Annotated in this window: 25 protein-coding genes; 9 read left to right on the top strand and 16 right to left on the bottom strand. The window is 47.6% G+C overall.

Features of this window, described 5'->3' with window-relative positions; all coding sequences use genetic code 11:
- Positions 1-29: 29 nt before the first annotated feature.
- Positions 30-602: a GNAT family N-acetyltransferase gene (locus tag N530_RS0115150; protein WP_026481389.1), complete on the top strand. Its 573-nt coding sequence runs from the start codon at positions 30-32 to the stop codon at positions 600-602.
- An 8-nt stretch (positions 603-610) separates the two neighbouring features.
- Here the strand turns inward: N530_RS0115150 and N530_RS0115145 are convergent, their stop codons facing one another.
- Positions 611-928, bottom strand: coding sequence for a helix-turn-helix transcriptional regulator (locus N530_RS0115145; RefSeq protein ID WP_051541001.1), 318 nt, complete (start codon positions 926-928; stop codon positions 611-613).
- 75 nt (positions 929-1,003) lie between these two features.
- Here N530_RS0115145 and N530_RS0115140 point away from each other — a divergent pair, with 75 nt between their 5' ends.
- From N530_RS0115140 to N530_RS0115105, 8 genes are all read left to right on the top strand, one after another.
- Complete coding sequence (locus N530_RS0115140) at positions 1,004-1,456, top strand: YeeE/YedE family protein (protein ID WP_026481387.1); 453 nt, start codon at positions 1,004-1,006, stop codon at positions 1,454-1,456.
- Positions 1,457-1,459: 3 nt separating this feature from the next.
- Positions 1,460-1,879: a DUF6691 family protein gene (locus N530_RS0115135; RefSeq protein WP_026481386.1), complete on the top strand. Its 420-nt coding sequence runs from the start codon at positions 1,460-1,462 to the stop codon at positions 1,877-1,879.
- Positions 1,880-1,905: 26 nt separating this feature from the next.
- Positions 1,906-2,823, top strand: a complete 918-nt coding sequence (locus N530_RS0115130; protein WP_026481385.1) for an MBL fold metallo-hydrolase — start codon at positions 1,906-1,908, stop codon at positions 2,821-2,823.
- 161 nt (positions 2,824-2,984) lie between these two features.
- Complete coding sequence (locus N530_RS0115125) at positions 2,985-4,286, top strand: extracellular solute-binding protein (RefSeq protein ID WP_026481384.1); 1,302 nt, start codon at positions 2,985-2,987, stop codon at positions 4,284-4,286.
- Between the two features lie 61 nt (positions 4,287-4,347).
- The gene (locus N530_RS0115120; RefSeq protein WP_018688226.1) at positions 4,348-5,229 is read left to right on the top strand and encodes an ABC transporter permease subunit; all 882 of its coding nucleotides are present in this window, start codon (positions 4,348-4,350) and stop codon (positions 5,227-5,229) included.
- Positions 5,230-5,362: 133 nt separating this feature from the next.
- On the top strand, positions 5,363-6,154 hold the full coding sequence (locus N530_RS0115115; RefSeq protein WP_247869217.1) for an ABC transporter permease subunit: 792 nt from the start codon (positions 5,363-5,365) through the stop codon (positions 6,152-6,154).
- Between the two features lie 12 nt (positions 6,155-6,166).
- On the top strand, positions 6,167-7,228 hold the full coding sequence (locus tag N530_RS0115110; RefSeq protein ID WP_026481382.1) for a sn-glycerol-3-phosphate import ATP-binding protein UgpC: 1,062 nt from the start codon (positions 6,167-6,169) through the stop codon (positions 7,226-7,228).
- Positions 7,229-8,239, top strand: coding sequence for an endonuclease/exonuclease/phosphatase family protein (locus N530_RS0115105; RefSeq protein ID WP_035267283.1), 1,011 nt, complete (start codon positions 7,229-7,231; stop codon positions 8,237-8,239).
- On the opposite strand, the gene N530_RS18340 is transcribed toward N530_RS0115105, so the two are convergent.
- From N530_RS18340 to N530_RS0115030, 15 genes are all read right to left on the bottom strand, one after another.
- Positions 8,236-9,339, bottom strand: a complete 1,104-nt coding sequence (locus tag N530_RS18340) for a DUF1513 domain-containing protein (RefSeq protein WP_051541000.1) — start codon at positions 9,337-9,339, stop codon at positions 8,236-8,238. The two genes, N530_RS0115105 and N530_RS18340, sit on opposite strands and share 4 nt — an antisense overlap.
- Positions 9,340-9,345: 6 nt before the next feature.
- Entirely contained in the window at positions 9,346-10,431 is a 1,086-nt protein-coding gene (locus tag N530_RS0115095; protein ID WP_026481380.1) for an imelysin family protein, read from the bottom strand.
- 1 nt (position 10,432) lies between these two features.
- Positions 10,433-11,914 carry a di-heme oxidoredictase family protein gene (locus N530_RS0115090; protein ID WP_026481379.1) on the bottom strand — a complete coding sequence of 494 codons (1,482 nt, stop codon included), beginning with the start codon at positions 11,912-11,914 and terminating at the stop codon, positions 10,433-10,435.
- 50 nt (positions 11,915-11,964) lie between these two features.
- Positions 11,965-12,450 carry a bacterioferritin gene (gene bfr / locus N530_RS0115085; RefSeq protein WP_026481378.1) on the bottom strand — a complete coding sequence of 162 codons (486 nt, stop codon included), beginning with the start codon at positions 12,448-12,450 and terminating at the stop codon, positions 11,965-11,967.
- 59 nt (positions 12,451-12,509) lie between these two features.
- Positions 12,510-12,827 carry a bacterioferritin-associated ferredoxin gene (locus N530_RS0115080; protein ID WP_026481377.1) on the bottom strand — a complete coding sequence of 106 codons (318 nt, stop codon included), beginning with the start codon at positions 12,825-12,827 and terminating at the stop codon, positions 12,510-12,512.
- Positions 12,828-12,840: 13 nt separating this feature from the next.
- A complete protein-coding gene (locus tag N530_RS0115075; RefSeq protein ID WP_026481376.1) occupies positions 12,841-14,115 on the bottom strand; it encodes an imelysin family protein in 1,275 nt (424 codons plus the stop codon).
- Between the two features lie 12 nt (positions 14,116-14,127).
- A complete protein-coding gene (locus tag N530_RS18335) occupies positions 14,128-14,658 on the bottom strand; it encodes a hypothetical protein (protein WP_041951587.1) in 531 nt (176 codons plus the stop codon).
- Between the two features lie 270 nt (positions 14,659-14,928).
- Positions 14,929-15,201: a hypothetical protein gene (locus N530_RS0115065; protein WP_026481375.1), complete on the bottom strand. Its 273-nt coding sequence runs from the start codon at positions 15,199-15,201 to the stop codon at positions 14,929-14,931.
- Positions 15,202-15,319: 118 nt separating this feature from the next.
- The gene (locus tag N530_RS0115060; RefSeq protein ID WP_026481374.1) at positions 15,320-16,408 is read right to left on the bottom strand and encodes an ABC transporter ATP-binding protein; all 1,089 of its coding nucleotides are present in this window, start codon (positions 16,406-16,408) and stop codon (positions 15,320-15,322) included.
- A complete protein-coding gene (locus N530_RS0115055; protein WP_026481373.1) occupies positions 16,409-17,467 on the bottom strand; it encodes a carbohydrate ABC transporter permease in 1,059 nt (352 codons plus the stop codon). It abuts the gene before it with no gap.
- Positions 17,460-18,428, bottom strand: a complete 969-nt coding sequence (locus tag N530_RS0115050; protein ID WP_026481372.1) for a carbohydrate ABC transporter permease — start codon at positions 18,426-18,428, stop codon at positions 17,460-17,462. The genes N530_RS0115055 and N530_RS0115050 overlap by 8 nt, the downstream gene beginning before the upstream one ends.
- A gap of 76 nt (positions 18,429-18,504) precedes the next feature.
- Positions 18,505-19,785: an ABC transporter substrate-binding protein gene (locus N530_RS0115045; protein WP_026481371.1), complete on the bottom strand. Its 1,281-nt coding sequence runs from the start codon at positions 19,783-19,785 to the stop codon at positions 18,505-18,507.
- A gap of 36 nt (positions 19,786-19,821) precedes the next feature.
- Complete coding sequence (locus N530_RS0115040; RefSeq protein ID WP_026481370.1) at positions 19,822-20,892, bottom strand: Gfo/Idh/MocA family protein; 1,071 nt, start codon at positions 20,890-20,892, stop codon at positions 19,822-19,824.
- Positions 20,889-21,902 (bottom strand): Gfo/Idh/MocA family protein, encoded by a 1,014-nt coding sequence (locus N530_RS0115035; RefSeq protein WP_026481369.1) that lies wholly within the window; start codon positions 21,900-21,902, stop codon positions 20,889-20,891. Before N530_RS0115035 ends, N530_RS0115040 begins: the two co-directional genes overlap by 4 nt.
- A gap of 24 nt (positions 21,903-21,926) precedes the next feature.
- Complete coding sequence (locus N530_RS0115030) at positions 21,927-22,994, bottom strand: Gfo/Idh/MocA family protein (RefSeq protein ID WP_035267280.1); 1,068 nt, start codon at positions 22,992-22,994, stop codon at positions 21,927-21,929.
- Positions 22,995-23,035 lie beyond the last annotated feature (41 nt).

Raw genomic sequence — 23,035 nt, 5'->3', positions numbered from 1 at the left:
GATTACCACAGCGTTTTGGGTATATCTCAATGAATTTTATGTCTGTCTCGGCCGATGCCGAAAGCACTTTCACGATTGGCGCTGAGCAAAACGGCGAAGGCCGCGCGCGTAACGCATTACTCGACCGTGTCATGGCACCAAACTGGCGCAAGAAAAGCTCCAATGCTTTGCGCCGTGGCTACATGCCTTCTCGCGGCTTGACGCTTGTTGCACGCAATGAGTTCGGCTCATTGATTGGCACAGTCCGCCTTTGGGATGTCGCATCCGAAAATGGCAAACTCGGCTTGTTGCTTGGCCCACTTGCCGTGGATGATGCATCAAAATCATCAGGCGTTGGCTCTGCACTCATGAAAGCTGCAATAAGCAAGGCAGCCGAGCTTGGTCATGGTGCAATTTTGCTTGTCGGTGATGCTGCTTATTATGAGCGGTTTGGTTTTTCTGCTGGCCTCACACAACAGCTATCTATGCCCGGCCCCTATGAGCAGGATCGTTTTCTTGGCTTAGAGCTACAAAAAGATGCACTGGCAGGTGCAGCAGGTGTTTTGGTGCCTTCAGGCAGAAAACTAATTGCAAATCAGCACAAAAACCAATTGGTGGGCTGAACTTTAGTTCAGCCTCCTTTGACAAAGGTGTCGCACAACGCGTTCATCATTGCGACGATCCGCTCATCGGCAAGACGATAATAGATTGTTTGCGCATCGCGGCGTGTTGCGACCACGTTTCCTTCACGTAGTTTTGTAAGATGCTGACTGAGAGACGACTGCCCTATTCCAAGCGTATCTTGAATTTTCCCCACCGAAGCTTCACCGTCAGCTAGAAAACAAAGAATAAGCAGTCGCTTAGAATTAGCCATCAACGATAAAATACCCGCAACCTCATCGGCGCGCGATTTTAAAATTTCAATCTCTTCACGTTGAACGCTGAGCATCTTTATATTACCATTGCCTTATATACATTTTCCTAATATACGACATTCACCCTGAAATAAAGCGCGGAGTCGAACATGTTACCCAGTGTCGTTACTGAATTCACCCCATGGGCATCGCTCCTAGGTGGTGTCTTAATTGGAATTTCCGCGGTTATGGTCATGGTTTTGTTCGGGCGTATCGCTGGCATTACCGGCGTATCCACGGGCGCTTTGAGCCTTATCATGCCCTCGCAAACAAAAGCCGCAGATTGGGACTGGCGTATAGCCTTTATCGCGGGTCTTATCATTGCCCCTTTGCTCGTTTCGCTCTTCACTGGCGATATTCAGCAAACTGTATCGGACAATGTGCTTGGCATGGCGCTGGCTGGTTTACTGGTCGGCATTGGCACAACCATCGGTTCCGGCTGCACATCCGGCCACGGTGTTTGTGGTCTAGCAAGGTTATCGACCCGCTCGCTCGCAGCCGTTGCAACTTTTATGTTGTTTGCAGCTGCCACTGTTTTCCTTCTACGTCACGTTTGGAGCTGATCAATGCGCATTATATTTGGTTTTCTCTCCGGTCTTGTTTTCGGCATTGGTCTGGTAATCTCAGGCATGTCTAACCCTGCCAAAGTGATCAATTTTCTGGATGTATTTGGCACATGGGACCCATCGCTTGCCTTTGTCATGGGCGGCGCAACACTCGTTACTTTTATTGGCTACCGGATTGTTTTGCAGCGCGATCATCCTATCCTAATGACCGATTTTCAGCTTCCTTTAAGCACTGCGGTCGACAAGCCGCTTTTGATGGGTGCAGCCTTATTTGGAATCGGCTGGGGTATTGGTGGATTTTGCCCGGGTCCTGCGTGGACAGCACTACCGCTTATGGCATCAGGAACCTTGGCTTTTTTGCCTGCCATGCTAATTGGCTTTCTAATTGGTCAGCCAATCAAGAATATGATGACAAAATAGAATAAAACGGCAGGAAAGTAATCAACATGAGTAACTCGAATGACAATCGCGTAGAGCGTCTTTCAAAATCAAATGGCCCAAAATCACCTGAGGTTTGGGGAATTTATGATCCACCAACAGGTTCTGCGCAATATGTTGTGGCCTGCCCGACGACGAAGAAATGCGCTTTGGTCGATATCGTTCAAGGCTTTAACCCAAAGAGTTTTGCAACCGACAAAACCGCCTTTGACCAGATCGTCGCTCTGGTTAAGCGTGAAGGCTACAAAGTCGAATGGGTGCTTGATACGCATCCCCATGCCGACCACCTCACCGCCTCATCATTACTTGCGCAGCACTATAATGTGCCCAACGCTATTGGTGCCAAGACACGAAAAATCGCAGAACTTTGGCGCGATTATTATAATGAGCCCGATGGCTTGAAAGTTGATGAACATTACACGCACCTATTTGATGATGGCGATACCTTTACGATAGGTGAGCTAGACGTGCAGGTAATGTTGTCGACAGGCCATACGCTCGGCTCCATCTCCTATGTCGTTGGCGATGATTGTGCGCTGGTGCATGACACATTGATGCAGCCTGACCGTGGAACATCACGCTGCGATTTTCCAGGTGGTTCAGCTTCTGAACTTTGGGATTCTATTCAGGCCATTTTTGCACTGGGCGATGATGTGCGGCTGTTTATCGGTCATGACTATGCCAATGATGAACGCCAAGAGCCGCAATGGGAAGCGACAATTAGCGAACATCTCGCCAGCAATATACATGTTAAAAGCGGCACAGACCGCGATGAATGGATTGCCAAGCGAGAAAAGCGAGATGCGACCCTGCCCTTACCCGATAGAATGCTTGCAGCTTTGCAAGTAAACCTATGTGCAGGAAAATTACCCGCTCGCGAAGATGATGGAAACCACTACCTTAAAATGCCGGTAAACCGTTTTTAGAATGGATCAAGCGTTAGCCGCAAAGGTGGCTAACGCTTTTGGTTTAACGCAATCCACACGAGCATTCACTCAAATGTCATAAAAGCTACATCCAACTGTCACGGAGCCTTCATAAATAGCGCCCACCCCGAACGGGTTCTCCAATCTTTAAGGAAGCTATTATGTCCCTCCGTAAATTACTGGCAGCCGGTCTTGCCGCGACAATGTTCTCAACAACTGCATTTGCAGAAACAAACATCACTTGGTGGCACGCTATGGGCGGCCAACTTGGCGAAACAGTCAACAAGATCGCAACCGATTTCAACGCGAGCCAAGACGAATACAAAATCACACCCGTTTTCAAAGGCACATATGAAGAAGCCCTAACAGCTGGCATCGCTTCATTCCGCGCTGGTGAGCACCCGAACATCCTTCAGGTTTTTGATGCCGGCGCTGCGACTGTTATTGGTGCCAAAGGCGCAACAGTGCCTGTTGAAGATCTTTTGAACGAAAACGGCGTTAAGTTCGATATCAACGACTATATCGCAGGCGTTCGTTATTTCTATGCTGATGCGAATGGCAAAATGATCGGCATGCCGTTCAATTCATCAACACCAATCATGTACTTCAATGAAGAAGCGCTTGCAAAAGCTGGCGTTAGCGCACCGAAAACATGGGAAGAATTCGCAGAGACGACGGCACCAGCGCTCAAAGAAGCTGGCTACATCCCGTTATCACAGTCGCACCTGCCATGGATTTTCACAGAAAACTTCTTCTCGCGTCACAACCTTGAATTCGCAACCAACAACAACGGTTATGATGAAGGTGTAACAGAAATCAAAGTCAACACACCTGAAATCAAAGCGCATTTTACAGCTCTTAAAGAGTGGAAAGATGCAGGTCTATTTGAATGGTACGGCACAGGTTGGGGCGACAACCAGAACCCATTTGAAGAAGAAAAAGTGGCTATATGGCTCGGTTCTTCAGGCTCATTTGGCGGCCTTAAAGAAAAAGTTGGCTTCAAGTTCTCAGCAACACTTCTTCCATACTGGGAAGGCGTAACAAAAGAACCAAAACAGACATTCATTGGCGGTGCGGCACTATTTGCAATGGCTGGTAAATCTGCTGAAGAAAACAAAGCAACAGCAGAATTCTTCCAATATCTAACATCACCTGAAGTTCAGTATATGTGGCATAAAGAAACTGGCTATGTGCCGGTTACTGAAGCAGCTTATGAGCTTGCAAAAGAAGACGGCTACTACAAAGAATCTCCGGCTGCAGAAGTTGGCATTCAACAGCTTCAATTGCCTGCTGGCGAATGGACTAAAGGCTACCGCATGGGCTTTTACGTTCAGATCCGTGACGTGATGAACCGCGAATATGGCCGCATCCTAACCGGTGAAACATCCGTTGAAGATGCCTTCGCAACAATCGAAAAAGAGTCAAACGCACTTCTTGCTCGTTTCGCCAAAACTCAAGGCTAATCTTTAACCTAACATTCGGCCCGGATTCATCCGGGCCGTTTTCCATTTTGGAGTTGGCCAATTGAAACGCGCTGCTTTTTCAAGTCCCTGGATGCCTGTTCTGCTTTTATTGCCGCAGGTGAGTATTATTTTCGTATTTTTCTACTGGCCCGCATTCGAAGCTTTAGAATCGTCTTTCTACCTACAAGATCCGTTTGGTTTCACTGGCACATTCGTTGGTTTTGAAAATTACCTCACGCTTTTCCAAAACAGTGAATATTTACGGATCAGCATTTTCACATTGGTATTCACCGTTAGTGTGACATTCTTCTCGCTGGCATTTGGACTTCTGTTCGCTGTAAAAGCTGACAAAGTTATACGCGGCGCTTCGACCTATAAAACATTGCTTATGTGGGTTTATGCCGTTGCACCGCCCGTTGCAGGCATTTTAGGCGTCAGCCTATTCTATCAAGGGCACGGCCTGATTACGCAGCTATTTGGTTTTTTCGGCCATGAGTTTGTTATTGGCGTAAATTATTACGACACAGGCTTTGCGCTCATCGCTGTGTCGATTTGGAAACAAGTTCCAATCAACTTCATCTTCTTCCTGTCCGGTTTGCAATCTGTTCCGCGCTCAATTCGCGAAGCTGCGATGATCGATAACCGCTCATCTTCAGGCCGCTTCTGGACAATCACATTCCCGCTCCTCGCACCGACAGCATTCTTCTTGCTGATCACCAATATCACCTATGCAATGTTTGATACATTTGGCGTGATTGACGTGATGTTGCGCAGCGAGCCTGGCAACAACCCGATGACGCTCACTTACAAAGTCTATGTTGATGGTTTCCGCGGCGGCGATCTTGGCGGCTCATCGGCGCAATCGGTCATTCTTATGCTGCTCGTTCTGGCACTGACTATTTTTCAGTTCCGCCTGATCGAACGCAGAATCCATTACACGTAAGGCACACATCATGACCGTAACAGATACATTTTCAACGCCGCCAGCCGTAACAGCTGTAAAAGTAAAAAAGCGCTTTCGGGTAAAACGTGAAGCAGTAGTCGATCACCTCATCTTAATTTTTGGTGCGCTCTTCATGCTGTTTCCAGTCGTGCTCACTTTTATGACTTCCAGCTACGACAATTTGGCATTTGCAAAATCAGGTTTGCAGTTTGGCTGGAGTGACCAGTTTTTTGAGAACTACGAACGCGCAATGTTTGAGACCAGCGGCTTCACCGGAGCAATTGATGGTGTGTCGATGCTCACCAATTCACTCATTTTGGGTTTTGGATTTGCGATCGGCAAAATCGTCATTTCCATGATGGCGGCCTACGCTATCGTCTATTTCCGCTTTCGGTTTGCAACGCTCAGCTTCTGGATCATTTTCACAACACTTTTGTTGCCGCTCGAAGTGCGCATATTACCGTCTTACGAGGTTGTACAAGGCCTTGGGCTTGGCAACACATATACCGGCTTGATTGTCCCTCTCATCGCATCTGCAACAGGCACATTTTTCTTCCGCCAGTTTTTTCGTTCTGTACCAGAAGAACTCGTCGAAGCAGCCCGCATTGATGGCGCTGGCCCTGTGAAGTTTTTCATCGACATTCTTGTTCCACTATCAAAAACCATGATCGCTGCGCTGTTTATCATCATGTTTGTTTACGGTTGGAACCAATATCTTTGGCCAACACTGATTACGACAGATGAAGGCATGTTCACGCTCGTGCGCGGCATTAAAAACATCATTCAATCATTCACAGATAGCAGCAGCGTACCTGAGTTCACCGTCGGTTTTGCTCTGACGATAATCACCATGCTGCCCCCTGTTCTTATCGTAATTTTCTTCCAATCTTGGTTCGTCAAAGGGCTGACCGAATCTGACAAATAGAGAGTCACAATTATGGCAATCGTATCGCTCAAAGCTTTGCAAAAAATCTACCCAAATGGATTTCAGGCCGTTCATGGTGCTGACATCGAAATTGCGGACGGAGAATTTATCGTTCTTGTCGGCCCTTCCGGCTGCGGAAAATCAACGCTATTGCGCATGATTGCAGGACTGGAAGAAATCACATCCGGTGATTTGATAATTGGCGACAAACAGGTCAACGATCTTGATCCTGCTGATCGGGACATCGCCATGGTGTTTCAAAACTATGCGCTCTATCCGCATATGACGGTCTATAACAATATGGCTTATGGTCTGCGAAACCGCAAAAACAGCAAAGAAAGCATCGATAAAAGTGTGCGTGAAGCTGCAAGACTTCTCAACCTTGAAGAACATCTTGATCGCCGCCCAAGTCAACTTTCAGGCGGTCAGCGCCAACGTGTTGCGATGGGCCGCGCGATTGTTCGTGAACCTGCTTTGTTTCTTTTTGATGAACCGCTCTCTAACCTTGACGCGAAACTGCGCAACCAAATGCGCATCGAAATTCGCAAACTACAACGTCAATTGGGCACAACATCTGTTTATGTAACCCACGATCAGGTGGAAGCGATGACCATGGCAGACCGCATCGTCGTTCTCAATGGCGGCAATATCGAGCAAATCGGCACGCCAGACGAAATATATCACCGCCCAGCCAGCGTATTCGTCGCAACCTTCATGGGCGCACCGGCCATGAACCTCATGGAAGGGAAAGTCGCTTCAGGCGGCATTGAAATCGACGGTATTGGATTGCTTAAAAGCGATCATAAATTGGATGCATCATCCAATGTTTCTGTTGGCGTGCGGCCTGAAAAGGTCAAACTGACCACAAAGGCAAACGGCATCACACAACCTTTCGTGCATGATTTTACAGAAGAACTTGGAGCCGCGCGTCTGGTGCATGGACGCTTGGGCGATAAGCCATTCGTTATCAATCTGCATCAAGAGGATGAAGTACCAACAGGCGATCTCTACGCAACGATTTCTCCCGACATGCTTCATCTTTTCGACACAGCTACTGGCAAAAGGCTCAGCTAAATGAAGCTTTATAGCGAACATAGCTCTGAAAAATTGCCGGATGTACCGGCTCAACTGCGCAGTAACATTTCTACGGCTCAACGCACGGCCAGCAATCATCGCGATTTAATGGATCAAGTTGAAGCCCTATCATTGATAGAAAACAATTGGGAAAATATTGGCGATGCAGAATTACCTTCAGATTTGACCATTGCCGCATGGAACTTGGAGCGCTGCATTGATGTAGAAGGCAGCGCACAGCTGCTTACAAAACATTCACCGGACATCGTCCTGCTCTCTGAAATGGACAATGGCATGGCGCGTACAGGTCAGCGCCATACAACGCGTGATCTCGCCGCACTCATGCAAATGGGCTATGCCTATTGCGTCGAGTTTCATGAACTCGGCCTTGGCAGCGGACCAGAACTTGAATTTGTTAAAGATGAACAAAACACACATGGCTGGCATGGCAATGCGATTTTAAGCAAGGTGAAGCCTAAGCGTATATTGCAAATCCGTCTTGACGATCATGGTCATTGGTTTTGTGCCTCCGACGATACAGATACAAACCAGCCGCGCATTGGTGGCCGGGTCGCGGTCGCCGCAATTATTCCAACACAGGTTGGTGATATTTGCGCCGTATCAACACATTTGGAGAGCGCGGGAAGCATCAGCATACGCCAATCGCAGATCGACCGTATCATCGCCGCTGTCGATAGTTTTGCTGCTGGCCTACCCGTAATCATTGGTGGGGATTTGAACACGGGAAACAATATCCCAAGCCATGACTGGCGCGAGGAAACATTGTTTCAAGCCGCTGAACGACAAGGCTTTTCATGGGAAGGCAATGCTGACGGAGACACGACGCGCAAGAGTCGTCTGACAAGGTTTCCAGAACGCACGATGAAGCTGGATTGGTTCGCCCATCGCGGCGTTGCAAAGCTGAAATCTGACATTGTGCCAGCATTGGACACGGAAGGTACGGCGCTTTCAGATCACGAGTTAATTATAGCGAAAGTGGCGCTTGTTTAGCTCTTATGTGCGCTAGCAGATTTAGAAGCACTGATATGGTTATCCCAAAGCATAGGGTGTTGAGTAGCATTAAAAGCACCTTCGCCATTTGACCAAGCAAAGCTTGCCCCAGATGCCGCAACGCCGCAAATCTCATCACTGCGCTTAATGCCTGCAACCTTTTTGGTGCGCGTATCATAGCGCACCAATATGCCGCCGCGCGGTGATGTGAACGCAATTTCGTTGCTCTGCTCATTTGCAGCAATTGACCCCACATAACCGCGCAAATTCATGCCCACATCCTCAGGAATTTCAGCCATATCAATCGTGCCACTCTCTAAAGAAACTTGCCCAACAAGCGGTGTAGCAGCAACAAGGTCGCCTTCATTTTGGCACGCAAACCAGACATTATTTCCTATCAACGCCATATGCCGAATTGACAGCTTATGTTGATCTTTAGGCAGTTCAAATGATCCAATCAGCTTACCTGTCACACTATCAAGAAAGGTCAAATTTGGCTTCATAGAAGCAATGTTTAGCTTCGCCCTCGGAAAATCCGGATGGGTTTCAATACCGCCATTGGCCACGACCAATGTGCGCCCATCGGGCAAAAGTTCCATGTCATGCGGGCCAATGCCATGTGCATCAAACTCGCCAACACGCTTGAAGCCGTCGCGTGTATTGTAAATACCGATCACACCGCGCGCATTGTCAAAATCATTCTCTGTTGCAAAGACAAATGCGCCATCGGGCGAATAAACACCATGACCATAAAAATGGCGCCCCTCTACGGCGTGGATCATCGTGGGTGCGCTTTGACCACGAGGGTCGATTACAGCAGCAAATGTTCCCGGTCGTCTGGCAAATGCAATCAATTGACCACCATAAGCGCGCCAGACCGTATCATGCCCCCGCTCAGGCAAAACATAGCTATGCAACAACTCGCCGCGCTCAGACAAAGTCGCAATACCATAGCGCCCATCAGGAGCTTTATAAGCTGATGCAAAGATAGCGTCTGTTTGTTGAATAGCCCGCGCTTGGGCGTCACTCATACAGCTAAGAAAAGCTGCACCTGCCGAGGTGAGAAAAGTTCTGCGATCAATCAGCAGCGGCTTATGCATTGCGCCTTAATCCCCGTCCAACGAAGAGAACCCAGAAGAAAGATTGAACGCAGGCGACAATTGTTCCCGCAGGATTGTCTCAATGCTTCTGCCGACAATATTCACATAGCTAAACTTATCATAATCATCCGCATTAACAGCGATATCAGCCGTGGGTTTGTTGATCGCATTTAAAGTTCGTGCGGCATTATCAAACTCAAAAAACACGCTGTTGGCCGTTCTGGTCACATCGCCTTCTAAGGCACCGGTTAAGTCAGCTGCACGCATAATCGCATTTAAACCTGCAAAGTTTGACGCGATAATATTGACCGCATTATCGGAACGCCAAAACAGAGCTGACTTTGGTTTAACGCTTTCAAAACCATCATCTAAAAATGGTTGAATGCGTTGTACGCTGACAATCTCTAACCCGCCGCCGACAATCTTAAACAAGGCAGATAGTTGCTCGCGGCCATCACGAAAGAGCGGATTGGTGTCAGACGGATTTTGCCAAAGCGTTGAGATCGCCTGCGGGCCATCATCATACCATGCCGCTTCAATCTCACCCGTCACATTAGCGATATTCTCTGTAATTGCCTGCATATATTGGCACCGCACTGCGCCATCACTTGTCGCCAGCGCTGCACTATCATCACCAAAAAGCGTATACTCAAGCGCGAGCAGTCCTTGTACAGCCACGCTTTTATCAGACAAGCTTGCAGCATCAAGTGCCGTTTCATCACCGCTGCGCACAATATCGCGCACCTGCTTTAAACCACGTCCACGACGATCCGGCCAAAACAACATGCGCTCCAACCTGTTATCCTGCGCGAGCGGACCAAGGCGCAACAATTCCACCTGCCCCCAATCTTTAACAAGCGCACTAAACTCATCTCTGGCAGTACTCAGCGCAACTGCATTAGGCTTTTCGCAAAGAACATTGGCGGCAGCATGCATGGTATTTGCGCGTGCTTTCAGTGCCGTTGTCGCTGGCCTGATATAATCGGCAATCACATCACGCACGATATCATTCGCATCGCGGGCAAAAGCCCCCTGCACTGTGCCTGTTAAAAGAGCGACAGCGACGATCAACCCAGTGAAGGCAACACGCATATTAAAGGCTCTCCAAAAATCCGATAAGTGCTTGCCTATCGGTTTTATTCATATCGGCAAATGCTTGCTTGGCTTTTTCTGCCTCACCACCATGCCACATGATCGCTTCAATTAGATTACGTGCCCGCCCATCATGTAAAAAGAATGTGTGCCCGTTCACGGTTTCAGTCAGGCCAAGCCCCCATAGCGGCGACGTGCGCCATTCACGTCCATTCGCAACGCCAACCTGCTGACCGTCCGCAAGTCCCTCGCCCATATCGTGAAGCAACATGTCTGTATATGGCCAGATCAACTGAAAAGCTTGCGCTTTGTCATCCGTATCGCGGCGCGTAACAAATTTAGGTCGGTGGCATGAGGCACAGCCAGCACCATAAAACAGCTCTTTACCGCGCAAGACGCCCTGATCTTCCACATCGCGGCGTGCAGGTACTGCTAAGTTCTTTGAATAAAACGTCACAAGCTCGAGAACAGGGTCAGGTGCTTCGGTATTCCCGAGCCGTTCTTGCACACCTGTTGCCATAGCCAAACAGGCTTGCTGGTTTTGCGTACAGTCACCAAAAGGCTTATCAACATCAGGCGATGAAATTCCTATATCACCCGCAAATGCTGATGCAGACTGATGGCGCACAGTCGGATTTTCTGCCTTCCAGCCAAAACGGCCTAATGTTAACTCACCCGTGACCGGCATTCGCGCAATTGCGTATTTTCCAGATATGCCATCGCCATCCAGATCATCAGGGTCAGCATTTTTGATAATATCAGCAGGGTGAATAGCCTCAAGCAGCCCAAGCCCGATCATTGGCGGTGCGATCCGCGGCGATAAAGTCGTATCCTTATGCATCGGACCATAGCCAAGATCGGAAACAGAATAGGTTGGCATTCGAAGTGAGACTTCGGTGCCATCTTTAAGCTGCACCAACTGCTCTTGATAGTCGATGACCATATGGCCTTCAGCTGTAAGCCCTGGCACAGCTAAATCCTGCAACTGCCCACCATAGACAGGATCAGGAATGGTCGCAGAAACATAATTATTCAGCGCTTCTATTTCTTCTGCAGTGCTGCCTGATTTGCCAAGGCGCAAAAACATCGACGTTGCATCACTATCGCCTTCGGGTGGATGCCCGCGACCATCTTTTAAGTGGCAACTCTGGCATGCACGCGCATTAAACAGCGGCCCTAAACCATCCGATGCCTGTGTGGATGAAGGCGATGACACCCACAATTTGCGAAACAGCGCATTGCCAAGTTTGAAAGTTTGCTCATCCTCAAAAGTTAGATTGGATGAAAATTGTGAAAAGGCGTCGCGGTTTGCAACTTTCGTTGACGTTGCCGCGCCGCCTTGATTGGTTTCAAAACGTTCCGCTTTTGAAAAGTCTAAAGTCGGCTCTGTAATTTTCTCAACCCGCAGCAGATCTTTATCTGAAAGATCGTCGCGCACAGTTGAAGGAAAATCATAATCAGCACTTTGTGCAGATAAAGGCATGCCGACAAAAATACAGCACAATCCAATTCGGAAGCGTTTTAGTAACAATTTTACTCAGCCTCATCCGCAGAAACAGCATTAAGAAGCCCGTACTTCTCTTCGCCAATTTTGCTCATCAAATCGAGTTGCGTTTCAATAAAACCAATATGACCTTCTTCATCGGCAATGAGTTCTTCAAACAGGTTTTTGGAAACATAGTCGCCAGCTTCTTCGCAAATTTCACGAGACTTTGTGTAGCTTGCCCAAGCTTCTTTCTCACCTGCAAGGTCAGATTCAAGCACTTCTTTGACATTTTGCCCGATGCGTAATGGCGCAACAGACTGCAAATTTGGGAAGCCTTCCAGAAAGATAATACGCTCAACCAGCTTGTCAGCATGGTTCATTTCTTCAATGCTCTCTGCACGCTCTTTATTGGCAAGTTTTTTAAAACCCCAATCATCAAGCAAACGATAATGAAGCCAATATTGGTTCACCGCACCAAGCTCTAAAAAAAGCGCTTCATTCAAACGCTCGATTACTTTTTCATTGCCCTTCATCAGGCCACTCCTTATTTGAAAAATGCCCTGAATAGCTTACGCCAAATCCAATGAGAATGTCAGGCTGCAAATTGTTTCGTTTTGTTTTTTTGGTTCACTAATTTGAAAGTTTCGAAGCGATCATGCTCGTGCTTCATACGATCAAGCAGACAAATAATCTCGGCTTCAGGCGATTGTTGTTCACGGTGCCACTGCGCACTAACCTCAACAATCACGCCAATCGCATTGGGAAAACATCCGCAGCATTTTCCGCGCTTTTGCAATGCATGATACACCATGCCAACCGTAATCAACTGCCATGCATCATCATCAAGGAAGCCGCGAACGACTCCCTCAATGTCATATTTTGAAATGTAGTTACAACTACATACGATCATGATCGGTCAGATCCTATTGGAAAACAGCGTCTGGGCTATCGAGGCTATCTGAACCCTCGATTTCAAGCTCGCCAAGTTCAAGTGCTGCAACCGCACGTTCAATTGAGCGTGTCTGAGAAACCAAACCATCAATCGCAGCCTGAACAGCCGCATTACCTTCGGTATTACCTTCACCAATCATCTGGTCATAGGCCTCACCGTTTTCGGCACGTTTCGCCATTGCCTGCATAAGCGATACAGTTTTGCTGAGTTTTTCTTTCAGCTCAGCATCAACGCTTGCGTCTTTAGCAGCAACGAGCTCAGATATAGACGGGCCTTCTACTTTTGATCCATCAACACGTGTATAGCTGCCATTGTAAACATTCTGAATACCAACAGCATCATACAGGTGAGAGTTGTGCGTATTATCAGAAAAACAATCATGCTCTTCTTCAGGATCACCCAAAAGCAGGCCGAGCTTCATACGCTCACCAGCAAGCTCACCGTAAGACAATGAACCCATGCCTGTTAGGATAACAGAAAGCGCATTTTCAGGATTTTCAGTAAGTGTTGCGCGCGCTTCACCTTCCGTTGTCCAGTTGGCAACCATTTCTTCAAGGTCCGCAACAAGCAGGTCAGATGCAGCCGCTAAATATTCGCCGCGGCGATCACAATTACCGTTCGTACATTCATCGCCTAACGCATAATCAGTCCATGAGCGCGCACCAGCGCCCGCATCATTACCGTTGAGGTCTTGGCCCCAAAGTAGAAATTCTATCGCGTGATAACCGGTCGCGACATTGGCTTCCACTTCACCAGCTTCCTGCAATGTCGAAGACAAAAACTCAGGTGTGATCGTTGATGCGTCAATGGTCTCGCCGTTAATAGCAATTGATTTATTGGCGATTACATTTGCAGCATAAAGCGCATTTTCATCGTTTTCAGCGCCGTATGAAGCGTCCACATAGTCAATCAGACCTTCATCAAGCGGCCAAGCATTCACACGGCCTTCCCAGTCATCAACAATCGCGTTTCCAAAACGGTAAACTTCCGTTTGTTGATAAGGAACGCGTGCGGCCAACCAAGCTTCTTTTGCCGCTGCAAGGTTTGCTTCTGATGGTTCCGCAACAAGTGCATCAATCGCTGCGTCCAGTTTCTTTGCTGTTGCGAGAGAATCTTCAAACTTCGCCAAAGCAATATCAGCGTAAGTCTTGGTAACTGCTTCTGCTGTCACTTCTGCAAATGCTGTTGAAGTGAAGAGTGCCGTGGAAGCTGCAAGCATTGCAATTCCGGTAATCGAGCGTTTCATAAGTCGTTCCTTTTAGTGAAAAGTCGGCGGCGACACATCGTTAAAACGATGCGCTGCTGTTTTTGCGTGATGGTTTAAAATCGATGTGAGAACTTCTGAAGGGATAGGCATCAATATCTTTGCCGCCCCTTTTAAAATGAGCGCGAAAGAACCCGCTGCCATTACAACTTCGTCGCAGCGTGTCGGGCAGCTAAGCGCACTAAGACAAAGCTCTACAGCCTCATCATCGCCGTTTTGAATACCGGAGATAAGACCAAGTATCATTGTCTCATCAGTGCAGATATTTGGGGTATTGGTTGCAAACATATGAAGCGGGCATTTTGCACACAGCCCTAACGTATGAAGAAAATCTGCCATTGCCACAAAAGCTGGGCGTGAAAATTGCGCACCAAGAATTTCGCGGTACAGATCATTCGCCGCGTCCATAGGAACAGGTGATTGCGTAACAACGCTCTCTGTCCAATGTCGATATCCCTCCAACACTAACCGCTCTGGCGGACGGCTGAGATATCGATGTGCAATAGTGTGTGTTTGTCCCTGCATTTGCAGAACCGCCATATAACCTGACTAATTTTGTCCGATTAAACATGTCAAAAAACATGTGTCAAACACTCAAGTTTAAAACGATTCTAAACTTAGCGTTTAAGCAGAGTGCCCGAAGCACAGAATAAATAAAATTTACTATGTAAAATCAATAAATTAAGCTCTCAACAATTTGAACAAAAGCAGACCAGCGGCATCATTTTTCAATTGAGATTATTTATTTTCTTCACAGATTGAGCGCAATTTTCGCGTGAATCAGCAGACTGCAATTTAAGAAAATAGTTTTTCTAACTCACTTAGAGCGGCCAAAGACGCGTCTCTACTGTCCTGAATAGCTTTGTGGTTTTCAACAGTAATTGCCGCAAGCAATTCACCAAACCGTTCATTGGCTGCGGCGAAAAGAACAGATTGCTGACCGCTCCGAATATTGTCCGGCAAAGCTGACTTCAACAAATGCCGATAGGTAATTGCAGTAGACTTATCAGCTGAAGTAACACCGCAAATCATCTCGCGGGCCAGATCCATTTTAGCGGCAGACATCATGGTTTCGTGTTTTCGTGTTGGTTAAACAGCAGCGATTCACTACCATAACAACCGCTACAACACACTCCGCCTACAGCCAACTCCTATTGTGCAGTTCGCACGTCAAATATTGATGCGGTTACTTTTTCAGTGTTAGGCCGCTGTCTGTATCAAAGAGATGGAACTCGTTTTGATCCAGAATAATGCCAACATCTTTATCAGCTTCAATGGATGTTTGTCCGTTTAAATGAATTGTTACTGGCGTTCCATCAGCTGCAAAAGTGTAAATAAAGGATTCGCCGCCAAGCTGCTCCGTATTGCGTACTTTCACGACAATATCTGACTTTGCTTTGGTGCCAACAGTCAAATGGTTAGGGCGAAAACCAATCGTCACCTTGTCGCCAGCTTTTACATCAAAACGCTTTGCATCAAGCTTGATCGCTTTACCGTCAGTCGGTTGGAAAGAAATCTTACCAGCCGCAACACCCGTCACCTCACCCGTTAGAAAATTCATTTTAGGCGAACCGATAAAGCCGGCTATAAACATATTGGCTGGATTATTATAAATTTCGAGCGGTGCCCCATATTGCTCGACAAGCCCTAAACGCAGGACAGCGATCTTATCAGCCATCGTCATCGCTTCAACTTGGTCATGCGTGACATAAATCATCGTATTGCCAAGGCGCTTGTGGAGAGCGGAAATTTCGCCGCGCATATCCACACGCAATTCAGCATCAAGATTTGATAATGGCTCATCAAAGAGGAAAATTGATGGTTCACGCACAACAGCGCGCCCGATAGCAACACGTTGCCGCTGCCCACCAGACAAATCCTTCGGCTTACGATCCAGCAATTCGCTAATCTGCAACATGGCTGCAACTTCACCGACTTTTTTCTCAATTTCCGCTTTTGGCGTTCGAACATTCTCAAGGCCAAAGGAGAGATTTTCGCGCACCGACATATGCGGGTAAAGAGCATATGATTGGAACACCATTGCCAGCCCACGGTCGGCAGCAGGAATATTGTTCACCACTTGCCCGCCAATAGAAATTGTACCGCCAGTAATTGGCTCCAAACCCGAAATCATCCGCAACAAAGTCGATTTCCCGCAGCCCGAAGGCCCAACAAATACACAGAACTCGCCCTGCTCTATACTTAGATCGACACCTTTGATCACATCCGTTGCGCCATAAGATTTGCGCACATTACTCAGAACCAGATGAGACATTTATTTACCCCCGGTGGACGCGATTCCCGTCGCGATATATTTTTGTAAAAAGGCGAACACAATTGCGATAGGCAGCAATACCAACATCGTCATGGCAAGCAGATTACTCCATTGCGTATTCAGATCCCCCTGAAACGCATTCAGTGCCAATTGTAGTGTGAAATTATTGCTGTCTGACAAAACGATCAAAGGCCACAAAAAATCATTCCAACGCCACATGATGGCTAGAATGGCCAATACTGCAATTGCTGGCGCGCTAAGTGGCAAAATTATGCGCCAGAAGATCTTCCATTCACTGGCTTTATCCATGCGCGCCGCATCAAGAATTTCATCAGGAATGGTCAGCATATATTGGCGCAGCAAAAACACACCAGTTGGCGTAGCTGCGCCTGGAATAATAACCCCCCAAAGACTATCCGTTAGATAAAGCTCTTTAGAGATCAAAAACAACGGCACCAAAACTACGGTTTGCGGAATCATAAGCGTGCCAATCACAAGTGCCAGCACAACGGTTCGGCCTTTGAACTGATATTTGGAAAGAGCAAACGCCGCCATAGAATTGACAATCAGCATGATAATCGTCGCCGTCGCCGTGATAAACACGCTGTTCCACAAATAACGACCGAAATTAAATTTCTTAAAAAGCTCCGTATAGTTTTCCGTAGCCAGACGGAAACTTTCAATAGGTTCGCGCTCTTTGATATTGATTTTCAATCGTTCATCAGGCGTCGCCGGATCAACCATCTGCGCAATAATACCAATACGCCGAACTTGAGCGAGGGTTTTGCCTTCATGCTCACCGCCTTTAATACGGTAAAGCGGCAATGGATCATCATATCCATCAACGACAATTGTTTCTTGCGCCATAGGCAACAGCCGCGGCGGAAAGCGCAACAAATCAGCCTCAGTCTTAAAAGATGAAAAGCCGAGCCAAATAACAGGCAGGAACATCAACAAAACACCGCAGAACAGATAAAAGTAAGACAGCCAATCGGTCCAGTGCAGACCACCCAAACCGTTACCGCGTGTTCGTGTAAGAAATTTAACAGGATTAGCCATCAACGTTCTTCCTGTTTGCCCAGAGTTGCGCAAATGTGAGAATTACCAGCACTATCGCCAACATGATTGATGCAGCCGATGCCAAACCAAACAAGCGCGGCGTTCCAGCAAAGCCAGTATTATAAATATATTGAATGATAAATGTGGTCGCAGAACCTGGACCACCGCCTGTGAAGGCAAAAATCTCGTCAAATGTCTGCACGCCCTTAATCAGCGCCAGAACCAGTACAACAAGCATGGTCGGCATTAAAAGCGGCAGCGTAATGCGCCTGAACACCCGCCAAGGCGATGCGCGGTCCATCATCGCCGCTTCATATACATCGCGCGGAATCGCTTGCAGGCCAGCCAGCAAGATTAGAGTGTAAAAGCCCATATGCGCCCAGATGGACAAGAACACAGACCAGCCAAAGGCCCAACTTGGGTCAAGCAGCCAGTTAAAACTATCAAGCCCTACGGCTTCAAGCCAAGCGTTCAAAACGCCTTCGCGTTGCAAAATCCATTTCCAGATAAGTGCCACCACAACAGGTGATAGAAGCACAGGAAAGAAGAAAACGCTGCGAAAGAACCCGCGCGCACGAATTTTGCGGTTAAGAATAATCGCGGTCAACAGCGAGAAGCCAACCATCAAGCCGACCTGCAAAATCACGAATAAAATCGTGTTGTGAACAGCACGCCAGAATATATCATCGCGGCATGAATTAGGATCAAAATAGCTCGCGCATTCAAGAAGATTTTCGAAATTGCGTGTGCCCACATAGGGACGATTAACCAGTAAAATGCCATCGCTTCCGGTGAACGAATACACAAAATTGATAATGACGGGTAGAAAAGCAAATAGCCCAAATAAAATAAGGTTCGGTAGAAGAAACAACCAAGCAGGATTTTTTAAACCCAATATATCTTGCATCCACTTCATCGGAACTTCGATCAAGCGCATGAGCGGATTTAGCACTGCGAGCATCTAGTTCCCTCCCGTCGAACTGTTTGCATTATGTATATGTGCCGCCGATATCATTAATATCGGCGGCACAATAGTGTTACTTGGTTTCAGCAAGAGCCTGTTTTAGGTCTTCTTTTGCACGATCCATAGCTTCTTCGACTGTGAGCTCGCCAACAATTGCCTGCGTGATACGTTCAACTGAAATGTTGAACATTGCGCGGTTGTTCTTGTAGCCTTGATAAGCATAGGCAACGGGCGAAATCTTGGAAACTTGCGCGCTCCAAGCATTAAGTGCAGCAGCTGCTGCAGGTGATGCATCCGAATACTCAACGCCTTTTGCAGCAACAGCCGCATGTGCAGGAATGTTTTTCGTCTTAGCAGTCATTTCTGCATAGTTGGCTTCTTGGGCAAGATAATCAATTGCCTTCGCAACCAATTCAGGATGCTCAGTTGAAGCAAAACCAACGATACCAGCACCACCCGGCATGCCTGTACATCCGCCAACGCCACATGGTGTACCAACGACTTCCCAGTCAAACGCATCGCCAATTTGTTCGTCCATTTTAGCAACTTGCCAGCTACCAGAATAATAATACACCAACTGTCCATTGATGAACTCTTTATCCGCAGCTTGATAAGCTGAACCGCCAGTGCTGGCCCATACATCACGCGCCATTGTGCCGTCATTATTCCACTCAACGAACTTCTTCACATAGGTTGTGAATCCTTCATCAACGAGAATACCAACACCATTTTCATCAAGAAGCTTAGCACCATCAGAAATTGCAGGGCCCGCTATGCGGTGGCCAGAACGATCCATTGCCATTGGAAACTGAGTTTCAGTTTTCTTTGCAACATCGCGTGTTGCAGCTGCCCAGTCCTCCCAAGTTGCATCTGAACCAGGCACTTCCACTTCAGCCTGTTCAAAGAGCGTTTTGTTGATATATGCGCCTGTAATTGTCAGCTGTGAGTGCAGGCCATAAATGCCTTTGTCTTCTGGGCCTTTACGGTACCAATCTAGCGTGCCGCCAAAATTCTTCTCCCAATAGGCTGCATCAACATATGGTGAAAGGTCGAGATAATACTGAGACAAACCACCAAGGTCTGTAACTTTCGCCATATCCGGCGCATCACCAGCGGCAAGCTGGACAGGCAGGCTTTCAACAATTGCTTTATATGGCACTTCATCAATTTTAACGGTAACGCCGGGATTTTCCTCTTGGAAACGGTCAAAAATCTCGCGTGCTGTAGCGCACTCTGTTCCATCGCTGGAACACATATACGTAATTTCTTGCGCAGAAGCCGTACCCGCACTCATCGCAAGGCCGGATATTGCAGTCGCTGATGCGAGCAATAGTTTCATTGAATTCATAGACATCTGGTTCCTCCCTTTGTGTCTATTCGAGTGCCAAGATTAGCTTGTAACCGTTGGCGCCCATCCATCATAGAAGGCATCGCCTTCTGTAATTGGTGCCTGCACTATCGCGCAGCTTCGAGCAGATTGATACATCATTGATACAATTTCAAGTGACCTTCTACCATCTTCGATAATTACCGCATTTTTGCCGTCATTTTGCAGGCAATCTGCCAGCGCTTCAAAGAAACCAGCAAAGCCAGAATGCACAAAATCTACCTTTGATATTATTGCATCAACGTCATCCTGTGTCACACGGCCACGTGCTTCGAATGTCCATTCATCTTCAGCTGGATTATATGGCGATGTACCACTTGTCGCCGTAAGGTTTTCAAACACAAACCTTAATCTTGAAGTATCATTTGCTGCACCAAGCGTGATTGAGCTCGTCGCCAAAGCGCCGTTCTCCATAACAAATGAAATCGACGCACAATCTTCAACCTCAATGTCGTTAACCCGCGTATCAACGAAAGCATTCACCTTTTTCACACCGCCGAAGATTGCACAAAGAAGATCATGATTATGAATGGCATGGCCAAGAATAGCGCCGCCGCGCTCGCCTTTCCATGTACCGCGCCAAGGGTTGGCATAGTAATCGGCTTCCCTGTTCCAATGCGTTTCAATACTGGCAACCAGCGGTTTGCCGGCAAGCTCAATCAAAGCTTTGAGCTTTGAAATCGCAGGTCCAAAACGATATTGGAAAACCGGAAAAAGCATTTTGCCATGTTTAGCTGCCTGCGCTGCAAGCAAATCCGCCTCTCTTAGAGAATTAACAAGCGGCTTTTCGCACACCACATGCTTATCCGCTGCAAGTGCCTTCATCGACATATCAAAGTGCAAATGCGGTGGCAGACAAATATCAATTAAATCAAGATCTTCACGCGCTAAAAGTGAATCAAAATCTGAAGTAATGGAAATGGCAGTGTCGCCGCCCGAAATCTCCCGCGCACGCGCTTCATCAATATCGCAAATATCGCTGACCTGAAAACGGTCCGGCAAAGCACGATAACCAGCAAGATGCTCACGCCCAATTCCAGCGCCTATAATTGCAACTTTAAGAACCTTACTCATTGAGCAGCATCCGCCATTGCTTGAGCTTTTAAGCCCAGTTCCATGACCTTGAAACAGTGCGCTTGGCTCATGGCTGTTTCAGTACGGTTTTCAATATCCGCACTCAAACGAGAGAAATATGGATATCCCGCATCTGAAGCATCAATATACTCACAGCGATCCTTGTTCACGAGATAGACATGATCGGTGCCTTCGCTGCGAGCCACGTCAACATATTTGCGCAATTCAATATAGCCTTCCGTGCCAAGAATGGTCAGGCGTCCATCACCCCATGTCGGCAATCCATCTGGATTATACCAATCCACGCGTATATAGCCGTGACCTTGGTCGCTGCGCAGTGCAACTTCACCAAAATCCTGCAATCCTTTATCAGTTGGATTTGCATAATTCGCTGCACTCGCCATCGTCACTTTTGCATCAGTAGAACCAGTAAAGAACAAGAACTGATCGATCTGGTGCGAAGCTATATCGCAAATGATGCCGCCATATTTTTGTTTGTCGAAGAACCAATCAGGCCGAATATCACGGTTCAAACGGTGCGGCCCCATGCCGATGGTTTGCACCACTTTGCCAATCGCACCTTCAGCAACCAGTTCGGCCGCTTTAGTGACGCACGCAACTTCAAAACGCTCTGAATAATTGACCGACCAAATGCGGCCTGTGCGCGCGACACATGCTTTAATGGCTTCCAGCTGTTCCATAGTCGTACAGCCAGGCTTATCGACCATCACATCCTTGCCAGCTTCCATCGCTTCAATGGCAAGTGCCGCACGATCAGATGGAACTGCTGCGATCAAAACCAGATCAATGTCTGGGTTCTCAAGAATTGCATTGCGGTCACTAAGACGCACGGCATCTGGAAAGCGCTTTTCAAACCCGTCTAAAGTTTCTGGATTTCCCTCCGTCCACCAACCGACGAATTCAGCACCAACATTCATCATGTTTTGTGACATGCCGTAAATATGACGATGATCGAGACCCATTGCAGCAAATTTGATCGTTTTAGCCAACGGAACGGCTCCTATAAAATGTTGTTAGTTGTTATCTCGAACAGTGACAGCGCATTTTTCATTCGATGATTGAACGATGGCATCAATGAGATAGTGAACGTTCAGCGCTTCGCGTCCAGAACAAATGGGCGCTCGCCCCTCACTCAATGCATCGACAAAATCTTCAATAATACCGCGGTGCCAATCATGCGTGAACGCCATCGGGTCCGCCCCGCCGCCAGTACCACCAGCTTCGCCAATCACTTCCTCGCGTCCATCACGCCATTTAATTGAGAGCAAACCGGACTGTAATGAAACGGCCGCTTTTTCAAATTGAAAAGACAATGATTCTGCATCACCAGGATAAAGTGCCGTGCTCGCAAGGATTGAACCTATCGCACCATTTTCATAATCGACACCGGCAGACACATGGTCCTCTGCTTCCATCTCATGCAAGGCACTTGTTCGTGCCATTGCCTGAACTGATTTTGCTTTACCGGTCAAACTCAGCATAAGATCCAGCGCATGAATTGCCTGACTAATTAAAACACCCCCGCCATCACGCGCATAAGTTCCACGTCCCGGCTCATCATAATAGGATTGTTCACGCCACCACGGAATACGCGCTTCCACAATATGCAGCGCACCAAGCGCGTTCGCATCCATCAGCGTTTTTAGCTTGGTTGAGGATTCTCTTACGCGGTGCTGAAAAACAATGCCGAACGTAACATTTTGCGATTCGCACAGATCGACAAGACCAGCCGCAGCGGCGCTTGTGCGCTCGACTGGCTTTTCCATCAAAATATGCTTGCCTGCCTGCGCCAGCTCTCCAATGATTTCTTCGCGCGCATTTGGCGGCGTTAAAACAATAGCAAAGTCTATAGATGCATCGGAGCAAATCTCTGCGACACTCTCATAGGCTTGGACCTTATAGCCGAGTACCTTCTGCGCCGAATCTGCAAATTTTTGTGCAGAATCTTTGCTGCGAGTCAAAACACCCGCAACGTCAACTTTTCCAGCCAAATCAGCCAAAGCTAAAAGATGGGTCTTAGCGACCATACCTCCGCCAATAATGACCGTTCTTTTGCGATTTTGGGTTTTATCAATTGTCATAACACCTCATGTATACAAGTATTTTGAGGCGTCAACAACAT

The organism is Ahrensia sp. 13_GOM-1096m (assembly GCF_000620605.1).
GTDB classification, from domain to species: domain Bacteria; phylum Pseudomonadota; class Alphaproteobacteria; order Rhizobiales; family Rhizobiaceae; genus Ahrensia; species Ahrensia kielensis.
The sequence above is the reverse complement of the archived record's forward strand: the minus strand, read 5'-3'. Positions and strand labels throughout refer to the sequence as shown.

Coding starts and splice junctions, on each gene's coding strand:
- N530_RS0115045 (WP_026481371.1), bottom strand. CDS start 19,785: ATGTCTATGAATTCAATGAAACTATTGCTCGCATCAGCGACTGCAATA.
- bfr (WP_026481378.1), bottom strand. CDS start 12,450: ATGAAGGGCAATGAAAAAGTAATCGAGCGTTTGAATGAAGCGCTTTTT.
- N530_RS0115110 (WP_026481382.1), top strand. CDS start 6,167: ATGGCAATCGTATCGCTCAAAGCTTTGCAAAAAATCTACCCAAATGGA.
- N530_RS0115095 (WP_026481380.1), bottom strand. CDS start 10,431: ATGCGTGTTGCCTTCACTGGGTTGATCGTCGCTGTCGCTCTTTTAACA.
- N530_RS0115135 (WP_026481386.1), top strand. CDS start 1,460: ATGCGCATTATATTTGGTTTTCTCTCCGGTCTTGTTTTCGGCATTGGT.
- N530_RS0115145 (WP_051541001.1), bottom strand. CDS start 928: ATGCTCAGCGTTCAACGTGAAGAGATTGAAATTTTAAAATCGCGCGCC.
- N530_RS0115150 (WP_026481389.1), top strand. CDS start 30: ATGAATTTTATGTCTGTCTCGGCCGATGCCGAAAGCACTTTCACGATT.
- N530_RS0115055 (WP_026481373.1), bottom strand. CDS start 17,467: ATGGCTAATCCTGTTAAATTTCTTACACGAACACGCGGTAACGGTTTG.
- N530_RS0115040 (WP_026481370.1), bottom strand. CDS start 20,892: ATGAGTAAGGTTCTTAAAGTTGCAATTATAGGCGCTGGAATTGGGCGT.
- N530_RS0115080 (WP_026481377.1), bottom strand. CDS start 12,827: ATGATCGTATGTAGTTGTAACTACATTTCAAAATATGACATTGAGGGA.
- N530_RS0115050 (WP_026481372.1), bottom strand. CDS start 18,428: ATGCTCGCAGTGCTAAATCCGCTCATGCGCTTGATCGAAGTTCCGATG.
- N530_RS0115125 (WP_026481384.1), top strand. CDS start 2,985: ATGTCCCTCCGTAAATTACTGGCAGCCGGTCTTGCCGCGACAATGTTC.
- N530_RS0115130 (WP_026481385.1), top strand. CDS start 1,906: ATGAGTAACTCGAATGACAATCGCGTAGAGCGTCTTTCAAAATCAAAT.
- N530_RS0115075 (WP_026481376.1), bottom strand. CDS start 14,115: ATGAAACGCTCGATTACCGGAATTGCAATGCTTGCAGCTTCCACGGCA.
- N530_RS0115115 (WP_247869217.1), top strand. CDS start 5,363: ATGCTGTTTCCAGTCGTGCTCACTTTTATGACTTCCAGCTACGACAAT.
- N530_RS0115140 (WP_026481387.1), top strand. CDS start 1,004: ATGTTACCCAGTGTCGTTACTGAATTCACCCCATGGGCATCGCTCCTA.
- N530_RS18335 (WP_041951587.1), bottom strand. CDS start 14,658: ATGCAGGGACAAACACACACTATTGCACATCGATATCTCAGCCGTCCG.
- N530_RS0115065 (WP_026481375.1), bottom strand. CDS start 15,201: ATGATGTCTGCCGCTAAAATGGATCTGGCCCGCGAGATGATTTGCGGT.
- N530_RS0115060 (WP_026481374.1), bottom strand. CDS start 16,408: ATGTCTCATCTGGTTCTGAGTAATGTGCGCAAATCTTATGGCGCAACG.
- N530_RS0115105 (WP_035267283.1), top strand. CDS start 7,229: ATGAAGCTTTATAGCGAACATAGCTCTGAAAAATTGCCGGATGTACCG.
- N530_RS18340 (WP_051541000.1), bottom strand. CDS start 9,339: ATGCATAAGCCGCTGCTGATTGATCGCAGAACTTTTCTCACCTCGGCA.
- N530_RS0115030 (WP_035267280.1), bottom strand. CDS start 22,994: ATGACAATTGATAAAACCCAAAATCGCAAAAGAACGGTCATTATTGGC.
- N530_RS0115090 (WP_026481379.1), bottom strand. CDS start 11,914: ATGCCTTTATCTGCACAAAGTGCTGATTATGATTTTCCTTCAACTGTG.